The organism is Arthrobacter sp. Soil_N43 (assembly GCF_057655195.1).
This window is the reverse complement of the sequence record NZ_JBDGML010000043.1, coordinates 1-19,445: the sequence shown is the minus strand read 5'-3', so window position 1 is coordinate 19,445 and position 19,445 is coordinate 1. Positions and strand designations below refer to the sequence as shown.

Here is a 19,445-nt window from a genome sequence, read left to right as displayed (position 1 = left end):
TGGTGCCGCCGTAGTAATACACCTCGAAGTCATTCATCACCGGGGCGTAGTGGGAGTAGAGCACCGCCAGGGCAACGACGGCGGCAATCGCGCCGCCCGCCGTGGCCAGCCAGCCGAAGGCGGCGCGGCCGCGGCCGGCCTTGGGCGCTGCCGCCTCTGAAGGTGCGTCCACCGTCTGGCCGGTGGCCTCCGGGGTCACCTTCACTGGATGAACGCGAAGGCTTGCTCGAGGTCGGCGATGAGGTCCTCAACGTCCTCGATGCCGCAGGAAAGCCGGATGAGATTGACGGGGACGGCCAGTTCGGTGCCCTTCACGGAAGCGTGCGTCATCTCGGACGGGTAGTTCATCAGGGACTCAATGCCGCCGAGTGACTCCGCCAGGGTGAAGACCGAGGTGGATTCGGCGACCTTCCGGGCCGCCGCCTCGCCGCCCTTGAACTGGACCGAGATCATGCCGCCGAACTTCTTCATCTGCTTCTTGGCGAGCTCGTGGCCGGGGTGCGAGGGCAGGCCCGGGTAGAGGACCGCTTCCACCTCGGGGCGCTCCAGCAGCCATTCGGCCACGGCCTGGGCGTTGTCGCTGTGCCGGTCCATGCGCACTCCCAGCGTCTTCAGCCCGCGCGTGGTGAGGAAGGCGTCCATCGGCCCCGACACGGCGCCCACGGCGAACTGCACGAAGCCGATCTTTTCCGCGAGCTCGGCATCCTTGACCACGATGGCGCCGCCCACCACGTCGGAGTGGCCGCCGATGTACTTGGTGGTGGAGTGGACCACGACGTCGGCACCCAGGGCGAGCGGGGTCTGCAGGTAGGGGGACGCGAAGGTGTTGTCGACGATCAGGAGGGCCCCGGCGTCGTGCGCCACCCTGGCGAGCGCCTCGATGTCGGTGATCTTCATCAGGGGATTGGAGGGAGTCTCCACCCATACGAAGCGCGTCTGGTGCGCGGCGACGGCGGACGCGACGGCGTCGAGGTCGGACATGTCCACCGGGGTGTTGCCGATGCCCCAGTCGCCGAGCACCCGGCTGATCAGGCGGTACGTGCCGCCGTAGGCGTCGTTGCCCAGCACGATGTGGTCCCCGGGCCGGGTCAGGGCGCGGATGAGCGAATCTTCGGCGGCCAGGCCCGAGCTGAAGGAGTAGGCGTGCGTGCCGCCTTCGAGGGACGCGAGCTGTTCCTGCAGGGCGTCGCGGGTGGGGTTGGTGCCGCGGCCGTATTCGTAGCCGTCGCGCAGCCCGCCGATGCCGTCCTGGGCGTAGGTGGAGGAGAAGTGCACGGGCGGCACCACGGCGCCGGTGCGCGGCTCGAAGGCCTGGCCGGCGTGCACGGCCCGGGTGTTGAATCCTTGGTTTTCAGAGACGGACATGAAAATCCTTTCGAGGCTGGCCGAGCTTGTCACCGCTGATCGAGCCTGTCGAGATCAAGGTTTCGACAGGCTCAACCACCGGACCGACAGTCTCAGCCCACGGGTCTAGTGGCTGAGGTACGCGAGGAGGTCGTGGCGGGTCAGGATGCCAATGGGGGCGCCGACGAACGTCACCATCACGGTGTCGACGTCGGACAGCAGTTCGCGGGCCGCCGAGATGGTTTCCAGCGAGCCGATGACGGGGAGAGGCTCCCCCATGTGTTCGGAGATCTTGTCCGTCAGCTGGGCTTCGCCGCGGAACAGCTTCGCGGTCAGCGAGCGCTCGTCCACCGCTCCGAGGACCTCACCCATCACCACGGGCGGTTCCTGGGACAGCACAGGGATGTGGCTGACGCCGAACTCGTTCATGATGTTGATGACGTCGCGGACGGTCTCGTTGGGGTGAATATGGACCAGGTCCGGCAGCTCACCCGTCTTGGACTTGATGACCTCGCCCACCGATGCCTCCTCGCCGCCGGAGAGGAATCCGTAGGAGCGCATCCATTGATCGTTGAAGATCTTGGCGAGGTAGCCGCGGCCCGAGTCGGGCAGGATCACCACCACCACCGCATCCTCGGGCAGGTCGCGGGCTGTCTCCAGCGCGGCAACCACCGCCATGCCGGAGGACCCACCCACCAGTAGGCCCTCCTCGCGGGCCAGCCGCCGCGTCATGGCGAAGGAATCGGCGTCGCTGACGGCGATGACCTGGTCCGGAACCGTTTTGTCGTAGTTGGCGGGCCACATGTCCTCGCCCACGCCTTCGACGAAGTACGGGCGGCCGGTGCCGCCCGAGTAGACAGAGCCTGCGGGGTCCGCCCCGATGATCCTGACCCGGCCGCCGTCGGACTCCGCACGGTTCGCGGAGACCTCCTTGAGATAGCGGCCCGTCCCGGTGATGGTGCCGCCGGTGCCGGCGCCGATGACGCAGTGCGTCACCTTCCCGTCGGTGTCGCGCCAGATTTCCGGCCCGGTGGATTCATAGTGGCTGAGCGGCGCTGCGGGGTTGGAGAACTGGTCCGGTTTGAAGGCACCGGGAATTTCGGTGACGAGGCGGTCTGAGACGCTGTAGTAGCTTTGCGGGCTGTCCGGGGCGACGGCGCTGGGGGTCACCACCACTTCAGCCCCGTAGGCCTGAAGCACGGCCCGCTTGTCCTCACCCACCTTGTCGGGCACGACGAAGATGCATTTGTAGCCCTTCTGCTGGGCCACAAGCGCCAGTCCTACGCCGGTATTGCCGGAGGTCGGCTCGATGATGGTGCCGCCGGGCTTGAGCTTGCCGTCCCGCTCCGCTTCCTCGACCATCCTGGCCGCGATCCGGTCCTTGATGGAACCGCCGGGATTCACGTATTCCAGCTTCACGAGGACGGTGGCTTGGATGCCGTCGGTGACGTGGTTGAGCTTGATCAGCGGGGTGTTGCCGATAAGGTCCAGAACGGACTGGGCGTACTTCATGGGTACAAACTTACCGTCTTGCCTTCAGGGCTGCGTCCCCGGGCGGCACGGAGCGCCGCACATTCAGGGGTACGTTCCCCCCTTTAGCCGGCCGTTCCCTCGGCAGTCCCTGCGGGGAGGTTCTGCCACAGCCCCAGAACGTTTCCCTCGGTGTCCTTGAAGTAGGCGTAGAAGCCCATCCCCGGGATGGCGTCCTTTGGCTTGACCACGGAGCCCCCGAGTTTCTCCACCTGCGCCAGCGTTGCGTCGATGTCGTCTACGTCGACCGTGATGATGAGGGTCTTCAGTTCCCCTTCGCGGGCGAACAGTCCGCCGTTGATGGCCCCGGGACTCTTCGGCATGCCGGTTTGCTCATCGCTGGGCGTGGTGATCACCACGTTGTAGTCCATCTCGGGCATGGCGTTGATGGTCCATTGGAATGCTTCGCGGTAAAAGTCGGTGGCCCTGCCCTGATCATCGGCGGGGATTTCGAAATGCACTATGCCGGCCATCGTGCCCTCCTGGGTTTGGCTGAGCGGCGCGGACGCCCCGCGCCACACCTGGGATTGTAGTCCTCCCCACGGCGGGGGTTAAGGGGCGGGGTTTAGGCCTGCCGGGTGGCCCGCCTAGTGGCCTGCCGGCGCACGGAGCCCCGCCATGTCAGCGGTCCGTGGGACGATGATTCCATGACCATCACGGACGTCCCCGCCAGCGTTGCCGCTGCCGCCGACGCCTCCTTGCGATGGTATGCCGGCGGTCCCTACAGCCTGCGCCAGACCCTGGGCACACTCATGCGCGGCAATGGCGATCCCTCGTTCGCCTCGCGCCCGGACGGCCTGTGGATGGCTTTCACGACGCCGGACGGTCCGGTCACGCTGCGCCTCACCAGCGCCGAACGGGGCCCGGACCCGCACGTCGATGTGCAGGCCTGGGGTCCCGGCTCCGCCTCCGCCCTCGCCGCCGTTCCCCGTCTGCTGGGCGCCGACGACGACTGGTCTGCCTTTGACGAGCCCGGGTTCCACTCAACCCTCCCGCGGCTGGTCCGTGAAGCACGACGCCGGAACCTCGCCCTCCGCCTGCCCTCAACCGGGCGCATGGTGGACTCCCTGGTGCCCACCATCCTGGAGCAGAAGGTCACCGTCATCGAGGCCCGGCGTGGCTTCCGCTACCTCATGTACCGCTGGGGCACCCCCGCCCCTTGCGCCTCGACCGTCGCACCGGCCGGCCTGCTGGTCCGGCCCACGCCTGAAGAGTGGCTGCGCATCCCGTCCTGGGAGTGGCACAAGGCCGGCGTGGGGCCGCAGCGGTCGGCCACCGTCATGCGGGCGCTGCGTTCCGCCGTCGCGCTTGAACGGCTGGCCGCGCTGCCGGCGGCGGAGGCCGCCGCCAAGATGCAGACCATCCCCGGCATCGGGGTGTGGACCGCCGCCGAGGTGGTGCAGCGGACGCACGGCTGCCCGGACTCCATTGCGGTCGGTGACTACCATCTCGCGGCCGATGTGGGCGCGGCGCTGACCGGCCGGCGGACCGACGACGCCGGCATGTTGGCCCTGCTGGAACCGTGGACGGGCCACCGGCAGCGCGTGGTCCGGATGATCGGACTCAGCGGTTTCCGGAAACCCACCTTCGGGCCGCGGATGACCATCCAGGACCACCGCAGGCACTAAAGCCTCCTTCCCTGGCCGCGCCTCCCCGAGCGCGAACGGGCAGTTGTGGCCCCGGCTGAGCCCCCTGCCGGCAGAGGTTCGTGCCGTGGACGCCCTGACCGGCGGGGTATACCGTGGGCGGCAGGGAGCCCGGCACCCGCAGCCGGGGCTTTGGAACCCTTGGAGCATCCAGTGATTCATACCCGGAAACTCACCAAGAACTTCACGGTCAAAAAGGAGACGGTGGAGGCGGTCAAGGGCGTCGACATCGACGTCGCACCCGGCGAACTCGTGGCTTTCCTCGGCCCGAACGGGGCCGGCAAGTCCACCACGCTGCGCATGCTGACCACGCTGCTGAGGCCGACGTCGGGGTCGGCCACGGTGGCCGGGCTGGACGTCGTGGCGGACCCCGCCGGCGTACGGGCGAGGATCGGCTACATCGGCCAGGGCAACGGCGGCGGCCACAGCTACCGCGTGATCGACGAAATGATCATGCAGGGCCGCTTCTACGGGATGAACACCACGGACGCCACGGCGCGGGCCAAGGAACTGCTCACGTCCCTGGACCTCGCCGATCTCGCAAAGCGTACGGTCATCAAGCTCTCCGGCGGCCAGCGGCGCCGGATGGACGTTGCGCTCGGCCTGATGCATTCGCCCCGGCTGCTGTTCCTTGACGAGCCGTCCACCGGAATGGACCCGCAGAACCGGGCCAACCTTTGGGAGCACATCATGCGCATGCGGGCCGAGCACGGGACCACGATCGTCCTGACGACCCACTACATGGACGAGGCTGATTCCATGTCGGAACGCGTCATCGTCATCGACCACGGAGCCATCATCGCGGACAACACCGCCGCGCGGCTCAAGGCCGACCTCGCCGGAGACCTGCTGGCCGTGGAAGTCGCGGCGGCCTCCGCCGCCGAGGTGCGCGGCCTGCTGGGGCGCGCCGCCGCCGAAGGCGAGCTGGAGGAGCACGCGTACGACGGCGTCGTCCGGTTCCGGCTGCGGCTCAGCAACGGTGCCCGGCTGGCCCCGGAGCTCCTGCGGAGGATGCACGACGCCGGCGCTCCCGCGCAGTCCCTGGAACTGAAACCGCCGACGCTGGACGACGTGTTTCTCGAACTGACGGGGCGCAGCCTGCGCGAAGGGGCTGAGGTGTGATGCGCGTGCCAAGCACGCGGATGGAGCAGGCCGAACAGAAACCGGGGCTGGACCGGGTCCTGCGGGACACCTGGTATGTGTTCTGGCGGGAAATGCTGCTGCCGCTGCGGGACCCGTTCTCACTCGTGTTCTCACTCCTCCAGCCATTGGTGTTCCTGGGTCTTTTCGGGCCCCTGCTCGGTTCGGCCGTGGGGGCGCCGGCGTTCGGCGGCCAGTCCACGCTGCAGTGGTTCCTGCCCGGCGTCGTCGTCATGATTGCGCTGTTCGGCACCTCCATGACCGGGTCCAACCTGCAGTATGAGCTGATGACCGGCTCCTACGAGCGGATCCTGGCCACACCCCTGTCCCGCTCCTCGCTGATGATCGGGCGGGCACTGAAGGAGTGGGCGCCGCTCGTGGTGCAGGGCCTACTGATCTCCGTGGTGTGCATTCCGTTCGGCTTCGTCCTCCACCCGCTGCATGTCCTCTTCGGGCTCGTCATCCTGGGGATCTTCGGCATCGGTCTCGGTGCATTGTCGTACTCGCTGGCCCTTGTGTCGCAGAACAAGGAATGGATTTTCTGGGGTGTGCAGCAGACCCTGCTGTTCCCGCTGATGATCCTGTCCGGCATCATGCTGCCCATCGAGGCGGGACCGGAGTGGATGAAGGTGGCCAGCCTCTTCAACCCGCTCACCTACCTGGTCAACGCCGAGCGCGAGCTCTTCGCAGGCGCCGTCGGCGTCGACACGCTGTACGGGCTGCTCGCCGCCGTGGTGACGGCCGCCGTCGGACTGGCGGTGGGCATCCGGGCGATCAGCCGGAACACGAGGTAGCCCCGCAGGGCCCATCAGAGGCCCAGCCGGGCCACTGCTTCCTCGCGCATCTCGACCTTGCGGACCTTGCCCGAAACGGTCATGGGAAAGCTCTCGCGGACGTCCACGTATTTGGGGATCTTGTAGTGCGCAAGCTTCCCCCGGCAGTAGTCGGCCACGGCGTCGGCGTCCAGCGGCCCGGCCCCGGGCTTGAGGATGATGCAGGCCATGAGTTCCTCGCCATACTTGGCGTCCGGCACCCCGATCACCTGCACGTCCTGGACTGCGGGGTGCGTGTAGAGGAACTCCTCGATCTCGCGCGGGTAGATGTTCTCCCCGCCGCGGATCACCATGTCCTTGATCCGGCCTTCGATCACGATGTAACCCTCATCGTCCATCCGGGCCAGGTCTCCGGTGTGCATCCAGCCCTCGGCGTCGATGGCTTCGGCCGTCTTGTCCGGCTGGCCCCAGTATCCCTTCATGACGGCATAGCCCCGCGTGCACAGTTCGCCGATCTCCCCGCGCTCCAGCACTTCCCCTGTGGCGGGGTCCACCACCTGGCTCTCCAGCCGCGGCATGGTGCGCCCCACGGTCTGGGTGCGGTGCTCCAGGGTGTCCCCGTCGCGGGTCATGGTGGACACCGGCGAGGTCTCTGTCATGCCGTAGCAGATGGCCACATCCCGCATGTTCATCTCCGAGATGACCCGTTTCATCACCTCGATGGGGCACAGCGAACCGGCCATGACGCCGGTGCGCAGGGTGGACAGGTCATAGGAGGCGAAGTCCGGAAGCGCGAGCTCGGCAATGAACATCGTGGGCACACCATAGAGCGACGTCCCGCCGAAGTCCTGCACGGCCTCCAGTGCCGCGGCCGGCGTGAAGCTGCGTCCCGGGATGATGGTGGCGGCGCCATGGCTGAGTGCGTTGAGGTTCCCGATCACCATGCCGAAGCAGTGGTAGAACGGCACCGGGATCACCACGCGGTCATGCTCCGTGTAGCCCAGCAGCTCCCCAATGGAGAAGCCGTTGTTGAGGATGTTGTGGTGCGTCAGAGTGGCGCCCTTAGGGAAGCCTGTGGTGCCCGAGGTGTACTGCAGGTTGACGGGGTCGTGCGGGTCCAGTTCGGCCATGCGCGCCTTCAGTCCGGAATGCCCGACGTCGTCCGCCCGCTTGAGCAGTTCCGCGTACATCAGTTCCTGCTCACTTTGGGGGACGCCGGCGTCGAGCCCCTCCGATTCAAAGTCCGGCAGGAACACCAGTTCGCGCAGTTCCGGACATTCGCCGAGCGCCTGCCGTGCCATGCCCACGTAGTCGCTGTTCCGCTCCGCGGGCGCTGTGACCAGCATGCGCATGCCGCTCTGTTTGACGGCGAATACCAGCTCGTGGCTGCGGTAGGCGGGGTTCACATTGACGAGGATCGCCCCGATCTTGGCCGTCGCATACTGCAGAATGGTCCACTCGGCGCAGTTGGGGCTCCAGATTCCGATCCGTTCCCCCTTCGCGACGCCCAGCGCGAGAAGCGCGCGGGCGAGGCGGTCGACGTCGTCGTTCAGCTTGGTGTAGCTCCAGCGCCGGGCGTCCGCACCGGGCACTGCGGCTGCCTCGATCAGCGCGTCGTGGAAGGGGAACTGTGCCACGATCCGCTCGAAATTCTGGCCGATGGTTTCATCAAGCAGCGGGACGTCAGTGTCCCCGGCTGTGTAAGCGCGCATGATGGCACGCTACCAACTGGCCCGCGGCAAAAGAAGCGCAACAGTCGGGTGTTCGGCGTCAACAGGTCCGGGAGCGCCGGCGGTGGCCGGTATTGTGAAAGCCATGAGTGCACCCATCGACCTGCAGGCAACGTTCATCCCTAACGACGGCGAATTCTTCCGCGTGAAGCTCGCCCTGGAAATCGCCATTGACGAGGTAGTCAACGAGCCCGGATGCATCCGCTACGAGCTCACCGAAGCCACCGAAGAGAAGCTGGTCCTGACGGAACGCTGGGCCTCCCAGGAAGACCTCGACAAGCACTCCAAGGGCACCGCGCTGCAGGATCTGAACGAGTCCCTCAGCGCCCTGCTCGCCGAGCCCGTTAAGCTCGAACGCCTGTAGTCCGTACCAGCACAAAAAACGCGGGGTCACGCCGCGCCCGAAACCGAAGTTCCTGGGCGCGGGATGACCCCGCGTTTGTGCTTTTAGGGGCTTAGAAGTCCGGGATCTGTGATCCGTCCTGAGGGCCTGCGCTCTTGCCCGTGGCGTTGCCGGTGCTGGTGCTGGTGCCTGCGGCGGCGGCGGCCTCGGCCTGCGAGCGCGCCACGTGGGCGTGGACTTCCTCCATGTCGAGCGCCTTGACGGCGTCGATCACCTGTTCGAGCTGGGGGGCGTTCAGCGCGCCCGGCTGGGAGAAGACCAGCACCTTTTCGCGGAAGGCCATGAGCGTGGGGATCGACGTGATGCCGGCCTCCGCGGCCAGCTGCTGCTCAGCTTCCGTGTCCACCTTGGCGAAGACGACGTCGCTGTGCTTTTCGGAAACTGCGGAATATGTGGGTCCAAACTGCTTGCAGGGACCACACCATTCGGCCCAGAAATCAACGAGGACAATGTCGTTGTTCTCGACGGTGGATGCGAACTGTTCACCTGTAATGTCTACGGTAGCCATGTGTCCACGGTACGCGAGCCGGCTCCCGATGTCCCTTCCAGGCGCTCCTTGTTCGCTACCCGCGTCACCGGGAATACCGGCGCTCAGGCCCAGGCGTGCGGGGCTGGCCGGCGTGTCCCGGGCAGCGCATTGTTTTCCCGCCACTCGTGGATCCAGTCCGGAAGCTGCAGTTCCGCCGGAGGCGCACCGAATTCTGCCGTGATCTCCTCCTGGCTCACGGGCCGCCCCCTGCTCACCAGCCGGGTAGCGATGTAGGCCCGGGCGTAGATCTCACCGACCACCACCATCCGCTGCTCAAAGTAGATGGCTTTGGCATCCATTCCGATAATCCTGGTCTCGATCGTGTACCGCTGCCACAGCTGCAGCGAGCGGCGGAAGGTGATGGTCTCACCCGCAGCCACCGGACTCCAGCCCCGCCGGCGCATTTTGGCCCAAGTACCGCTGCGGACCATCAGATCGAAACGCCCGAGGTCCATCAGCGAGAAGTACATCCCGTTGTTCACATGCATAGCGATGTCGATATCGGTCGGAAGCACGCGAAGAGGAAGGGAAGACGCTTCCCAGATGCTGAGCGGCGGGCGCTTGGAGGAGGTAACCAGCAGCAGGAGTGTGCGCAAAAGCAGATGCATGACGTTTATGTTACCCGCTAGTAACAAGCGCGCCACCTCCCTATGTTCGCTGTGGTAGTGCGGCCTGCGGGATTCAAGTAGGAGTTGCAGGGAAAGACAGGTATTTCCTACCCGTGCGGCCGCGGAACCAGGCCTCCTACACTCAACACTGCTGGGCAGACGCGTTAGCGAGCGCGTCCCTCTCTCAATTAAATGGTCAAGCGTAACGCGAAGCGGTCCCGCCATTCGGCGCGGGCGCCTCCGTGTCTGCGCCTGGCCGCCCAGCAAGCGGCGGCAGATCCTGCCGGCCGCACGACGGTTCAGGGTCAGCCATGGATCAGCAGGTATCAGCCAGCCGGCACCGCGGAGCGGTCTATCTTTTTGGGCCGCAGCCGGGAACACTGCCCGCGGGATTCGACATCAGGGCACTCGTGCTCGCGGGGGTCATGCTGCTGAGTGCCGCGACACCCATGTGGTCCGCGGCGCCGGCCCACGACTCCGCCGCGGCGGCAAGCCAGCTGATATCGGCCCCCGCCAGGGACGACGCCATTCCGTGGTCCGGTTTGCCAGGATCCGTGACGGACATGGCCGCGGCAACACCGGCCTCAGAACCCACCTCCTCAGTACCCGCAGCAAAGGCACCACCCGCAAAGAAGCCGGCGTCCGCCACCGCAGCCGCGGCAGCCAAGGCGCCGGCTGCGAAGGCACGGTCCGCGCCCGCTGCACCCGCCCCGGCAGTCAAGGCTGCAGCTCCCGTCCCGGCCCCGGCAGTGAAGGCTGCAGCCCCCGCTCCGGCCCCGGCAGTTGCGGCACCCGCAGTGAAGGCTCCCGCCCCGGCACCCGCACCGGCACCCGCGCCCGCTGCGGCCCCCGCACCACAGCCTGCACCGCTCGTCCGAACCATTTACGTGGCCGGCGCGGGAGGCCAGGACATGGTGGACCGCTGCATCGGGCCTATCCACTTCACACCGACCGACGGCTACTCGCTCTTCATCACGGAACACGACTTCTGCGGCGGCTGGGCCCGTTTCTCCGGAATCCAGGTCGGCGAGCGTGTGGACCTCGCGGGCTACGGATCCTACACCGTGGCGGCCCGCAGCCAGGTACCCAATGGCGGCACAACGAACGATGTGGCCGCAGTATTCGGCGGATTCCCGCGGGCGGTCCTGCAAACCTGCATCCCCGGTACCACCCAAATGCTGGTCATAGCCTTGAACTAGCGGGGCGGCGGGCTTGCCGCTTGACAGGCTGCCGCGCCCTTACCCGTAAGATTTTGCGCATGACGCAGCAACGCTACCGGGACCTTGCCGAGTGGCCGCTGATGGGGACGGCTGTAGTGTTCCTCGCGGCCTACGCCTGGCAGGTCGTGGGCAAGGTTGAGGGCCGGGGCAACGAGTGGCTGGAGGCCGCCCTGTGGATCACCTGGGGCATCTTCGCCCTGGACTATGCGGTGAACCTGTGGCTTGCCGAGAACCGCGGCCGCTGGTTCTTCAGGAACCTTCATGAACTGCTGATCGTCGCCCTGCCGGTATTCCGGCCCCTGAGGCTGCTGCGGCTCGTGACCCTGCTGTCAGTGCTGCACCGGACAGTCGGCGAATCGTTGCGGGGACGGGTTGCCACCTACGTGGCCGGCTCCGCCACGCTTTTGGTCTTCGTGGGCGCGTTGGCGGTGCTCGACGCCGAGCAGTCCGCTCCCGACGCGAAGATCCTCACCTTCGGCGACGCAGTCTGGTGGGCGGTGACCACCATCACCACGGTCGGCTATGGGGACCTGTATCCCGTCACGTACCTGGGCCGGGCGGTGGCTGCCGCCCTCATGATGAGCGGCATTGCCGTGCTGGGCGTGGTGACGGCCTCCATCGCCTCCTGGCTCGTCCAGCGGGTCAGCGAAACCGCCGAGACCGCCGTCGAAACAGCCGAACAGCCTGTCCTGGCAGAAGTCAACGATCTCGCTGCCGAGGTGGCCGCCCTCCGCCGTGAGATTGCGCTGCTCAGGAGCGAACGGGCGTCCTAGAGCTGCCGCCGCCTCAGTGGACAGCGGAGGAGGCCGCGGCGCTGTCCTTTCGTCCGCGGTCAGCGCCGTCGGTTCGGTTAGCCGCCTGAGGTTTCCGTGGCTACCTCGGCGCGGGGTGTTTTCGCGTAGACCTCTTTGCTGACGTCATAGCCGTGCTGGTCGAGTTTGAGCGCTTCCTTGTTGACCTCCACCAGTTTTGCGTCGGTGAGCTTTTCGACCTTGACGAGGTCCAGGGTTTCCTGGTCGGCGCCGCCCACAGCGGTAACTTTCACCAGTCCCGTCCCTGCCGAATAGAACTTGCGCTGGTGCCCCACAGCGGGTTCCAGCGGATTGTGCTCGTCGATCACCAGCACGTCGTCGTAGCAACCCGTGGGTACGCAGACGCGCTGGTTCACCTGGAAAACGTCACCGCAGTCCAGGAAGTCCACCGAAGGCGCATGCGCCTGGACATATTCCGGCGTGTCAACGCGCGGCTCGCCTTGCATGGCAATGCCGGCCTGGCTCTCGGAGATCCCGTGAATGAACGTGTTGGGGGCGCCAATGAATTTATCGTTTTCGAACTCTTCCGGATACTCCCCGAAGAGCCAGACCGCTCCTGCCTTGTCCTGCGCGAAGAAGGCCAGCTCGGATTCGACCAGCGAGCCGTCAGCGTAGTCGCGGTCCCACATCACCTGTGTCTTGACCCCGTCTATGACCTTGGTCAGGCCCGTTACGGTATGTGTGACTACGCGCTCAGTGGTTCCGTCAGCGCTGACCACCTTGCCGCTCGTCGTGTACTGGGTGCCCGGCGTCAGGGAAAACCACTTGTTGTCTATGACCGGAGTGTCCGGGAAGGCGGCGCTGTCGAAGTTGATGGCAGAACCGGGACCGCACAGCTCTGTGGCGTCCGGCGACTCTGAGGGGGACTCCGACGCTGTGGTGGTCCCAGCCGGCGTCGTCGTAGTCCCCGTGGGCGATTCCGAAGTTGTGCTTGTTGTGGCCGGCGTTTGTCCGGCATTGGGCGCTGCACACGACGCCACAGTGGCGGTCGCCACAAGCAGCGTGAAAACAGAGCCCAAAGCTGATAGTCGTCTACGTGATTGACGCATCACTGTTGCCTTTCGCGGTTGGAATTAACTGCGTTCAGCAACTGCCGTCGGCCCGCCGTCTTTCTGCAGCTCACCGGATGGCAGCGCTGTCGGAACCGCGCCCTGGCGGGACAATCCTGATGCCCCGCTGCAGCGCGAAAACAGAGTCTCTCGGGAGATTCACCGAGGAAACGACCAGAAGGGTGCGTTCAGCCTCCTCAACCTGAGACCTTGTTGTTTCCGAACAGGCTTAGCAAGAATCATGACCCTAATTTGCCTGTTTGGAAAGAGCATTGAATGCAGCAATTGAAGGGGCGGAGGACAGATCTGCCGAACTCGGTGGGTGCCGTGAATTTGTGGAAAAGAATTCCGCGCTAAAAGCAGCGTGATGCAACGTTCAATCACGCCCATAAAAGCGAATAAACCGCATTTCTGCGGTTTATCCTTTTAGCTGCATCCGGATCTCCCCGGTTATCTCAGCGTGCGAAGGATGGAACGGAGCGTGGCCGCGGCCTTGGCGGCCGCCGCCCGCGGATCCGCTGCACCGACAGTGACCTGACCCACGGCCTCTGCGATCGGCAGTTCAGCCATCGCGGCACCGGCAAGATCGCCGCGTCCCTGCAGGATGCCCCAGTGGTCGAGGTCCTTCACGCCCTGCAGCAGGACGCCGAGAACGTCGGGAGAGTAGAACTTGTCCAGCGGCTCCTTCTCGCCCATGCCCATAGGCATCGCCTTCCAGCCATCGGTGTACTCAGTGGGCTTTGCAGCGGTGCCGGCCCGCACCGGAAGGCGTTCATCGGGGGCGACGGACAGCCAGTCCGCGTAGCCGGCGCTCACCAGATACTCCACGAATTTCCGGGCCTGGTCCGTGTCGGAGTCGCTCGTGACGGTCCACGAGGTGATCTCCCCAAAGTGCGCTGGCCGCGTGCCGCCGCTTCCCAGGATGCCCGCCACTACACCGGTGTTCCTGACGAGGAACCCGGGGTCCAGCTTGCATTCGGGGCAGCTGGGCCGGGTATCGCTGCGCAGTCCCGCCAATTCATCCAGCATGAACGTGGGCCAGACGGCCATCGCGGCCTTGCCTGCGAAGTAGGCGGCGCGTACGGTGCCGATGTCCTGGATCCCGGGCACGGAGTAGTTCTTCAGCATGTCGCTGTAGAAACGAAGCGCGCCGACGCACTGGGGGCTGTCGAAGGTGATGGCGCCCTTGGCGCTGACGAGTTCACATCCGTTGCCCTGCGCAATGTGCTCGAAGGACTGCTGCGTGAAGGGCTCCCCGGCCTTGTTGGCCGCCACGAATCCGGCCAGCTGCGGCGTGTGCAGCTTTTGGGCGGCCGCCTTAATGTCGGCGTAGGTATCGGGAACCGCCAGACCCGCTTTCGCGAACAGGTCCTTGCGGTAATACAGGACCTGCTGCCAGGAGGCCGCGGGCACGGCCAGCTGGCTGCGGCCGTCGCGGGTCAGCTCCAGCGCACGCCGGGACCACGTCCCTTCGCCAAGGTTTTTGACCACCTCGGCGTTGGCTGCGGCGTGGACGTGCTTGCCGGCGGCGAGGGTGCGCACGTTCCCCAGCGAAACCGCGCCAATGACGTCAGGCAGATTGCCGGCAGCCGCCGAGGACGTGAGCGTCTGGTTGAACTCGTGCTCGGGAACGCTCACGAGTTCCGCCTTCAGGCCGGTGGCGGCGGTGAAGTCGGCGGAGATCGACTGCATCCTGGCAACACGGTCCGGCAAGGTGTCCGTGATCCAGACAGTGATGTCGTGGGTATCCGGCACATTGGACGGGGACACAGGTCCGGCGTTTGTGCAGCCCGCAAGAAGGGTTGCAGCCAGCCCCGCTACGGCGAGGCAGCTGACCTTGGCGCGGCCTCTGGTTCTGTTCACCTCGGTTGTCCTGCCTCGGATGTACCCGCTGGGGGCTGAAACCGCCGGCTGCGACCTAAATCGCCATCCGGGATTTAACTTTAAGATTATCGCCGTGCAATCCGGATGTCAGCAGCACTCCCGTGCATTAGCCGCGGCGCTCTGGGATAAAAACGAAAAAACCCCGCCCAACCGGTGTTTCCACTGGTCAGACGGGGTTTCCCGTGGGTGGCAGATGAGGGATTCGAACCCCCGTAGGCGTTGCCAGCTGATTTACAGTCAGCCCCCTTTGGCCGCTCGGGTAATCTGCCGAACTTCAAAGAAGTTACCCGGGTCATTGTTTCCAGCAACCGCGGGCAAGACAACTTTACAGAACTTCTGCCGAAGAATCGAATCGAGCCGGAAACGGCTCAAAAACCGCGGAATATCAGGCTTCCCCGTGGATGCGGTCCGCCAGTTTCGCCTCGAAGCGAAGTGCCTGCTCCTCCGTGATCTGGTTCAGCTGCACCGCGCGCTGGAGGTCAGCGTGGACACCGTCCAGCCTCGACGAGGCGTCCGGCGCCGGGCTCAGGATGATCGATGCGGCCAGAGCCGCGGCAGTCACCGAGGTGGCGGCGGTGGCTATCATTCCTGCGGCCGTTGCCGTGGAGCGGCTGACATAGCGGACTGCCTGGTGGGTCATTGCGTTCCTTCCGGGGGTCTTCCAACTCCTACAACTGTCCGCAGCCAGACTCCGTTCCCGCTGTGCCTCAGCTAGGAGTGAACTGTGAAAGTGGATTCACCGTCACAACCGGCCCATCCGTACTACGCTGGAATGCAGATATCCACGCCCCGTCCGGGCGAAGCAACCACGAGCAAAAGGAGAGTCATGGCAGGCGAGTCCACATTCGACGTCGTAAGCAAAGTAGACAAGCAGGAAGTGGCGAACGCACTGCACCAGTCCCAAAAGGAAATCGGCCAGCGCTATGATTTCAAGGGCGTCGGCGCCGAGATCGACTTCAGCGGGGAAAAGATCCTGCTGAAGGCCAACTCCGAGGACCGGGTTCTGGCAGTGCTGGACGTCTTCCAGTCCAAGCTCATCAAGCGCGGGATCTCCCTGAAGTCTTTGGACCAGGGCGAACCCTACCCTTCGGGCAAGGAATTCCGCCTGGAATGCACCATCAAGGAGGGCATCGCGCAGGATCTCGCCAAGAAGATCAACAAGCTGATCCGCGACGAAGCCCCCAAGTCCGTCAAATCCCAGATCCAGGGCGACGAACTCCGCGTGACCTCCAAGTCCCGCGACGACCTGCAGGCCACCATGGCTCTGCTGAAGGACTTTGACGAGGCCGACCTCCAGTTCGTCAACTTCCGCAGCTAGGTTTCACGACACGTATTGGACTGGCGGCACCCCTGGTCGGGTGCCGCCAGTCCATTTGCGCGTCCCGAGCCGAACGATAGGACACCCGTGAATTACTCTGTGACGCCCGAGCCATGGAATACCGAGGACGGCGCCCGGCTGCGCGGCATGCAGCGCGCCGAGCTGGACGCGAGGTACGGCTCCGATGACCACGAACCCGGTTCAGCTCCCACCGCCGAGGACATCACCTTCTTCGTCGTTGCCCGCGACATGCAGGGCACGGCAGTGGCCTGTGGCGCGCTGCGGCGGCTCGACGTTGACTCTGCGGAAATCAAACGGATGTTTGTGCTGCCCAGCCACCGCGGGACCGGGGTGGCCCCCGCCGTGCTCCGCAGCCTCGAGGCCGAGGCCGTCCGGCTGGGCCTGAGCGTCCTCAAGCTGGAAACCGGAACCGCCCAGCCGGACGCCATCCGGTTCTATGAGCGCGAAGGCTACACGCTCATCGACAACTTCGGACCCTACGCCGGCGAACCGCTATCCGTCTGCTACGCCCGCCCGCTCTAGCGGGTGGGGCGCAACGTGCAGGGAGTACGACGGCGGTCCTCAGGTGAGCGGCCGGCCCGCCATCCGCTCCAGCCGGGCAATGCGGTCCTGCATGGGCGGGTGGGTGGCGAACAGCTTGGTCATCGCCCCGCCCCGGAACGGATTGGCGATCATCAGGTGCGAGGCGTTGACCAACCGCTGGTCCTGCGGCAGCGGCGCCGCCTGGACGCCCTGGTGGATCTTGCGGAGGGCCGAGGCGAGCGCCAGCGGATCTCCCGTGAGCTGGGAACCGTCCTCATCGGCGTCGTACTCCCTGGTGCGGGAAATGGCCACCTGGATCAGGGACGCCGCGAACGGGGCCAGCAGGGCCATGGCGATGAGGGCCAGCGGATTCGAGTTCCGCCGGTCGCCGCCGCCGAAGAACAGCAGCATCTGCCCCACCGAGGTGATCACTCCGGCCACGGCCGCAGCCACGGACGAGGTCAGGATGTCGCGGTTGTACACGTGCATGAGCTCATGGCCGAGGACTCCGCGGAGCTCGCGGGGGCTCAGGAGCTGCAGGATCCCCTCGGTGCAGCACACGGCAGCGTTCTGCGGATTCCGGCCGGTCGCGAACGCGTTCGGCGCCATAGTGGGCGAAACGAAAATCCGCGGCATGGGCTGGTTGGCGCGCACGGACAGCTCCCTGACCATCTGGTACAGCTGAGGGGCCTGTGCCTCGGACACCGGATACGCCTGCATGGACCGCAGCGCGATCTTGTCACTGTTCCAGTACCCGTAGGCGGTGGTGCCCACACCGATCAGCGCCATGATCACAATGGGTGCCGTGCTCCGGGTGTTGGCTGCGATCAGCGCTCCCAGTCCCAGCAGCACCGCCCACAGCACGCCGAAAAGCGCCGCGGTCTTCAGGCCGTTGTAATGTTTATGCACTTTTCCCTCCACAGCTCGGAACTCCCAGCTCAGAACTCCAGCAGCGCCGCTACGGAACAGGATTCCGCGCGTCGTACTTCAGGAAGCCGGATTGCCACCGCGCGACCGTCCAGGCGACTCCGATGCACACGACGCCGCCGAGCAGCAGGACCCAGCCTTCACTTAGAATTTTAGTGCCGGCGCCGGCCAGCATGTCCCCGATCCTCGGCCCGCCCGCGACCACCACGATGAACACGCCCTGGAGGCGGCCGCGCAGGTGGTCCGGCGTCGCCGCCTGCAGGATAGTGGTGCGGAAAACCGCACTCACGGAGTCGGAGATCCCGGCCAGCGCGCAGCACAGGACGGCGGGCAGCAGCCACAGCGTCACTCCCCCGGAGCCGGACCGGCCGGCCAACACCACCACGAGCCCGAACCCGGCAATCGACGCGCCCCACCCCATGACGGACCAGACCACCGCGGTGCCCTGCATCCGCACGGAGCCCAGCGGGCCCGAAAAGAGGCCGGCCAGGAATGCACCGACGGCCGTGGATGCCAGCAGGATGCCAACCGTGGTTTCCCCGCCGCCGATCATGACGGCGCCGACGGCGGGCAGCAGCGCCCGCGGCTGCGCCAGGATCATCGCGACGAGGTCGATGATGAAGGTCATGCGCACGTTGGGCCGCGTTCCCAGGAACCGGAAGCCCTCCACCACAGACCGCAGGCCCGCCCTGCCCGCCTCTTTGCCGGGCGGCATCGGCGGAAGCCGCAGCAGCGCCCAGAACGCGAAGGCGAAGCTCAGCAGATCCAGCGTGTAGGTCCAGCCGAATCCCACGGAGGCCACCAGCACCCCGGCCAGGAGCGGGCCCGCCGTCATGGCCAGGCCGAAGGTGACCATGCTGAGCGCGTTGGCGGCCGGCAGGAGTTCCTGCCGGACCAGGGCGGGAATGATGGCGCTGCGGGCCGGCTGGTTGATGGCCTGCGCCCCGCTTTGCACGGCCACCAGCACGTAGAGCAGCCACACGTTGCCCACCTGAAGCCACGCTTGGAGTGCCAGCCCGCCCACGGCGGCCCACATCACGGAGGACGAAAGGAGCGCCACCGTGCGGCGGTCGTGGGAATCGGCGATGGAGCCGCCCAGCAGTCCGCCCAACACCAGCGGCACCAGGGCAAAGATGCTGAGCAGCCCGACATAGAGACTGTCCTGGGTCAGCCGGTACACCTCCAGGCTGACGGCCACCAGCGTCAGCTGGGATCCCACATTGGAGACAGCAGAGCCCAGCCACAGCCGCCGAAAGTCCGGGCTTTCGCGCAGCGGAGTGATGTCGGCCAGTAATTTCCCCACCCGGCAACTCTAGCCGCGGACGGAACTTAGCCATGCCTTATTGTGATCTACTCAAAATAAGTGGTTCAATGGTGTCATGACCGAGCACCCGGAAAGCCACGAAGCATGGGCCGCGGCCCTGCGCGCCCACGGCCGCCGGGTGACCAAGCAGCGGCTGGCGGTGCTGTCCGCCGTCGAACACCACCCGCACTCCCCGGCGGAGAACATCCTGGCGGCCGCCCGCGAGGAGCTGCCGGAACTGACGGCGCAGTCCGTCTACGTGGTGCTGGGCGACCTGACCGACCTGCACATGCTGCGCCGCTTTGAGCCTCCGCACTCGCCCGCCCTGTACGAGACCCGCGTGGGTGACAACCACCACCACGCGATCTGCATCAGCTGCGGCCGGGTGGAGGACGTCGACTGCGCCGTCGGCCATGCCCCGTGCCTGACCCCGCACTGGAACGAGGATTCCCATCCCATGACCATCCAGATCGCGGACGTCATGTACCAGGGGATCTGCGGGGACTGCCAGCGGGCCCAAAAACTTCCTTCGTAACTGACAAGTAATCAACAAATTAGGAGAAAGATGACTTCGAACATCTCTGCGCCTGCCGTGTCCACGACACAGTCCGGCGCTCCTGTCACGTCCGATGCCCATTCCAAGGCTGTCGGCGCCGACGGCGCGATCATCCTCACGGACCACTACC

At 65.9% G+C, this 19,445-nt stretch carries 20 protein-coding genes, 1 tRNA gene and 1 pseudogene; 9 read left to right on the top strand and 13 right to left on the bottom strand.

Translation table 11 applies throughout. The annotated features are described in order from the left end of the window. The 4 genes and pseudogenes from AC3A3W_RS03030 to AC3A3W_RS03015 form a co-directional block, all read right to left on the bottom strand. Positions 1-205 (bottom strand): annotated as a pseudogene (locus AC3A3W_RS03030) (hypothetical protein); the annotation flags it as partial. Next, positions 202-1,365 (bottom strand): cystathionine gamma-synthase, encoded by a 1,164-nt coding sequence (locus tag AC3A3W_RS03025; RefSeq protein WP_487440407.1) that lies wholly within the window; start codon positions 1,363-1,365, stop codon positions 202-204. The gene AC3A3W_RS03025 and the pseudogene AC3A3W_RS03030, both read right to left, overlap by 4 nt. 105 nt (positions 1,366-1,470) lie before the next feature. Further along, complete coding sequence (locus AC3A3W_RS03020; protein WP_487440406.1) at positions 1,471-2,856, bottom strand: cystathionine beta-synthase; 1,386 nt, start codon at positions 2,854-2,856, stop codon at positions 1,471-1,473. Positions 2,857-2,939: 83 nt separating this feature from the next. Further along, entirely contained in the window at positions 2,940-3,347 is a 408-nt protein-coding gene (locus AC3A3W_RS03015; RefSeq protein WP_487440405.1) for a VOC family protein, read from the bottom strand. 174 nt (positions 3,348-3,521) lie between these two features. Between AC3A3W_RS03015 and AC3A3W_RS03010 the strand changes: the two genes are divergently transcribed. The 3 genes from AC3A3W_RS03010 to AC3A3W_RS03000 all read left to right on the top strand — a co-directional run bounded on the left by AC3A3W_RS03010 (position 3,522) and on the right by AC3A3W_RS03000 (position 6,454). After that, entirely contained in the window at positions 3,522-4,502 is a 981-nt protein-coding gene (locus tag AC3A3W_RS03010; protein ID WP_487440404.1) for a DNA-3-methyladenine glycosylase family protein, read from the top strand. Positions 4,503-4,673: 171 nt separating this feature from the next. After that, positions 4,674-5,642: an ATP-binding cassette domain-containing protein gene (locus tag AC3A3W_RS03005; RefSeq protein ID WP_487440403.1), complete on the top strand. Its 969-nt coding sequence runs from the start codon at positions 4,674-4,676 to the stop codon at positions 5,640-5,642. Next, complete coding sequence (locus tag AC3A3W_RS03000) at positions 5,642-6,454, top strand: ABC transporter permease (RefSeq protein WP_487440408.1); 813 nt, start codon at positions 5,642-5,644, stop codon at positions 6,452-6,454. Before AC3A3W_RS03005 ends, AC3A3W_RS03000 begins: the two co-directional genes overlap by 1 nt. Positions 6,455-6,468: 14 nt before the next feature. On the opposite strand, the gene AC3A3W_RS02995 is transcribed toward AC3A3W_RS03000, so the two are convergent. Further along, positions 6,469-8,145: an AMP-binding protein gene (locus AC3A3W_RS02995; RefSeq protein WP_487440402.1), complete on the bottom strand. Its 1,677-nt coding sequence runs from the start codon at positions 8,143-8,145 to the stop codon at positions 6,469-6,471. Positions 8,146-8,248: 103 nt separating this feature from the next. On the opposite strand from AC3A3W_RS02995, the gene AC3A3W_RS02990 reads away from it, so the two are divergent. After that, positions 8,249-8,527, top strand: a complete 279-nt coding sequence (locus tag AC3A3W_RS02990) for a putative quinol monooxygenase (protein ID WP_487440401.1) — start codon at positions 8,249-8,251, stop codon at positions 8,525-8,527. A 91-nt stretch (positions 8,528-8,618) separates the two neighbouring features. Here AC3A3W_RS02990 and trxA read toward each other — a convergent pair whose 3' ends face one another. After that, a complete protein-coding gene (gene trxA, locus AC3A3W_RS02985; RefSeq protein WP_487440400.1) occupies positions 8,619-9,074 on the bottom strand; it encodes a thioredoxin in 456 nt (151 codons plus the stop codon). A gap of 83 nt (positions 9,075-9,157) precedes the next feature. Then, complete coding sequence (locus AC3A3W_RS02980; RefSeq protein ID WP_487440399.1) at positions 9,158-9,703, bottom strand: acyl-CoA thioesterase; 546 nt, start codon at positions 9,701-9,703, stop codon at positions 9,158-9,160. Between the two features lie 311 nt (positions 9,704-10,014). Between AC3A3W_RS02980 and AC3A3W_RS02975 the strand changes: the two genes are divergently transcribed. Both AC3A3W_RS02975 and AC3A3W_RS02970 read left to right on the top strand, forming a co-directional pair. Then, positions 10,015-10,902 (top strand): LysM peptidoglycan-binding domain-containing protein, encoded by an 888-nt coding sequence (locus AC3A3W_RS02975; RefSeq protein ID WP_487440398.1) that lies wholly within the window; start codon positions 10,015-10,017, stop codon positions 10,900-10,902. Between the two features lie 59 nt (positions 10,903-10,961). Then, positions 10,962-11,696: a potassium channel family protein gene (locus AC3A3W_RS02970; RefSeq protein WP_487440397.1), complete on the top strand. Its 735-nt coding sequence runs from the start codon at positions 10,962-10,964 to the stop codon at positions 11,694-11,696. Positions 11,697-11,773: 77 nt separating this feature from the next. Here AC3A3W_RS02970 and AC3A3W_RS02965 read toward each other — a convergent pair whose 3' ends face one another. The 4 genes from AC3A3W_RS02965 to AC3A3W_RS02950 all read right to left on the bottom strand — a co-directional run bounded on the left by AC3A3W_RS02965 (position 11,774) and on the right by AC3A3W_RS02950 (position 15,308). After that, positions 11,774-12,730 carry a hypothetical protein gene (locus AC3A3W_RS02965; protein ID WP_487440396.1) on the bottom strand — a complete coding sequence of 319 codons (957 nt, stop codon included), beginning with the start codon at positions 12,728-12,730 and terminating at the stop codon, positions 11,774-11,776. Between the two features lie 504 nt (positions 12,731-13,234). After that, positions 13,235-14,647 carry an ABC transporter substrate-binding protein gene (locus tag AC3A3W_RS02960; RefSeq protein WP_487440395.1) on the bottom strand — a complete coding sequence of 471 codons (1,413 nt, stop codon included), beginning with the start codon at positions 14,645-14,647 and terminating at the stop codon, positions 13,235-13,237. 208 nt (positions 14,648-14,855) lie between these two features. After that, positions 14,856-14,937, bottom strand: a tRNA-Tyr gene (locus AC3A3W_RS02955). 116 nt (positions 14,938-15,053) lie between these two features. Further along, positions 15,054-15,308, bottom strand: coding sequence for a hypothetical protein (locus tag AC3A3W_RS02950; protein ID WP_487440394.1), 255 nt, complete (start codon positions 15,306-15,308; stop codon positions 15,054-15,056). A gap of 186 nt (positions 15,309-15,494) precedes the next feature. Between AC3A3W_RS02950 and AC3A3W_RS02945 the strand changes: the two genes are divergently transcribed. Continuing rightward, positions 15,495-15,986: a YajQ family cyclic di-GMP-binding protein gene (locus AC3A3W_RS02945; RefSeq protein ID WP_205651673.1), complete on the top strand. Its 492-nt coding sequence runs from the start codon at positions 15,495-15,497 to the stop codon at positions 15,984-15,986. Positions 15,987-16,085: 99 nt separating this feature from the next. Next, positions 16,086-16,529: a GNAT family N-acetyltransferase gene (locus tag AC3A3W_RS02940; RefSeq protein WP_487440393.1), complete on the top strand. Its 444-nt coding sequence runs from the start codon at positions 16,086-16,088 to the stop codon at positions 16,527-16,529. A 39-nt stretch (positions 16,530-16,568) separates the two neighbouring features. Here AC3A3W_RS02940 and htpX read toward each other — a convergent pair whose 3' ends face one another. Beyond that, complete coding sequence (htpX, locus tag AC3A3W_RS02935) at positions 16,569-17,438, bottom strand: zinc metalloprotease HtpX (RefSeq protein WP_487440392.1); 870 nt, start codon at positions 17,436-17,438, stop codon at positions 16,569-16,571. Positions 17,439-17,487: 49 nt separating this feature from the next. Beyond that, positions 17,488-18,759 carry an MFS transporter gene (locus AC3A3W_RS02930; RefSeq protein ID WP_487440391.1) on the bottom strand — a complete coding sequence of 424 codons (1,272 nt, stop codon included), beginning with the start codon at positions 18,757-18,759 and terminating at the stop codon, positions 17,488-17,490. A 76-nt stretch (positions 18,760-18,835) separates the two neighbouring features. Between AC3A3W_RS02930 and AC3A3W_RS02925 the strand changes: the two genes are divergently transcribed. Further along, on the top strand, positions 18,836-19,294 hold the full coding sequence (locus AC3A3W_RS02925; RefSeq protein WP_205651669.1) for a Fur family transcriptional regulator: 459 nt from the start codon (positions 18,836-18,838) through the stop codon (positions 19,292-19,294). The last annotated feature ends 151 nt before the right edge of the window (positions 19,295-19,445 follow it).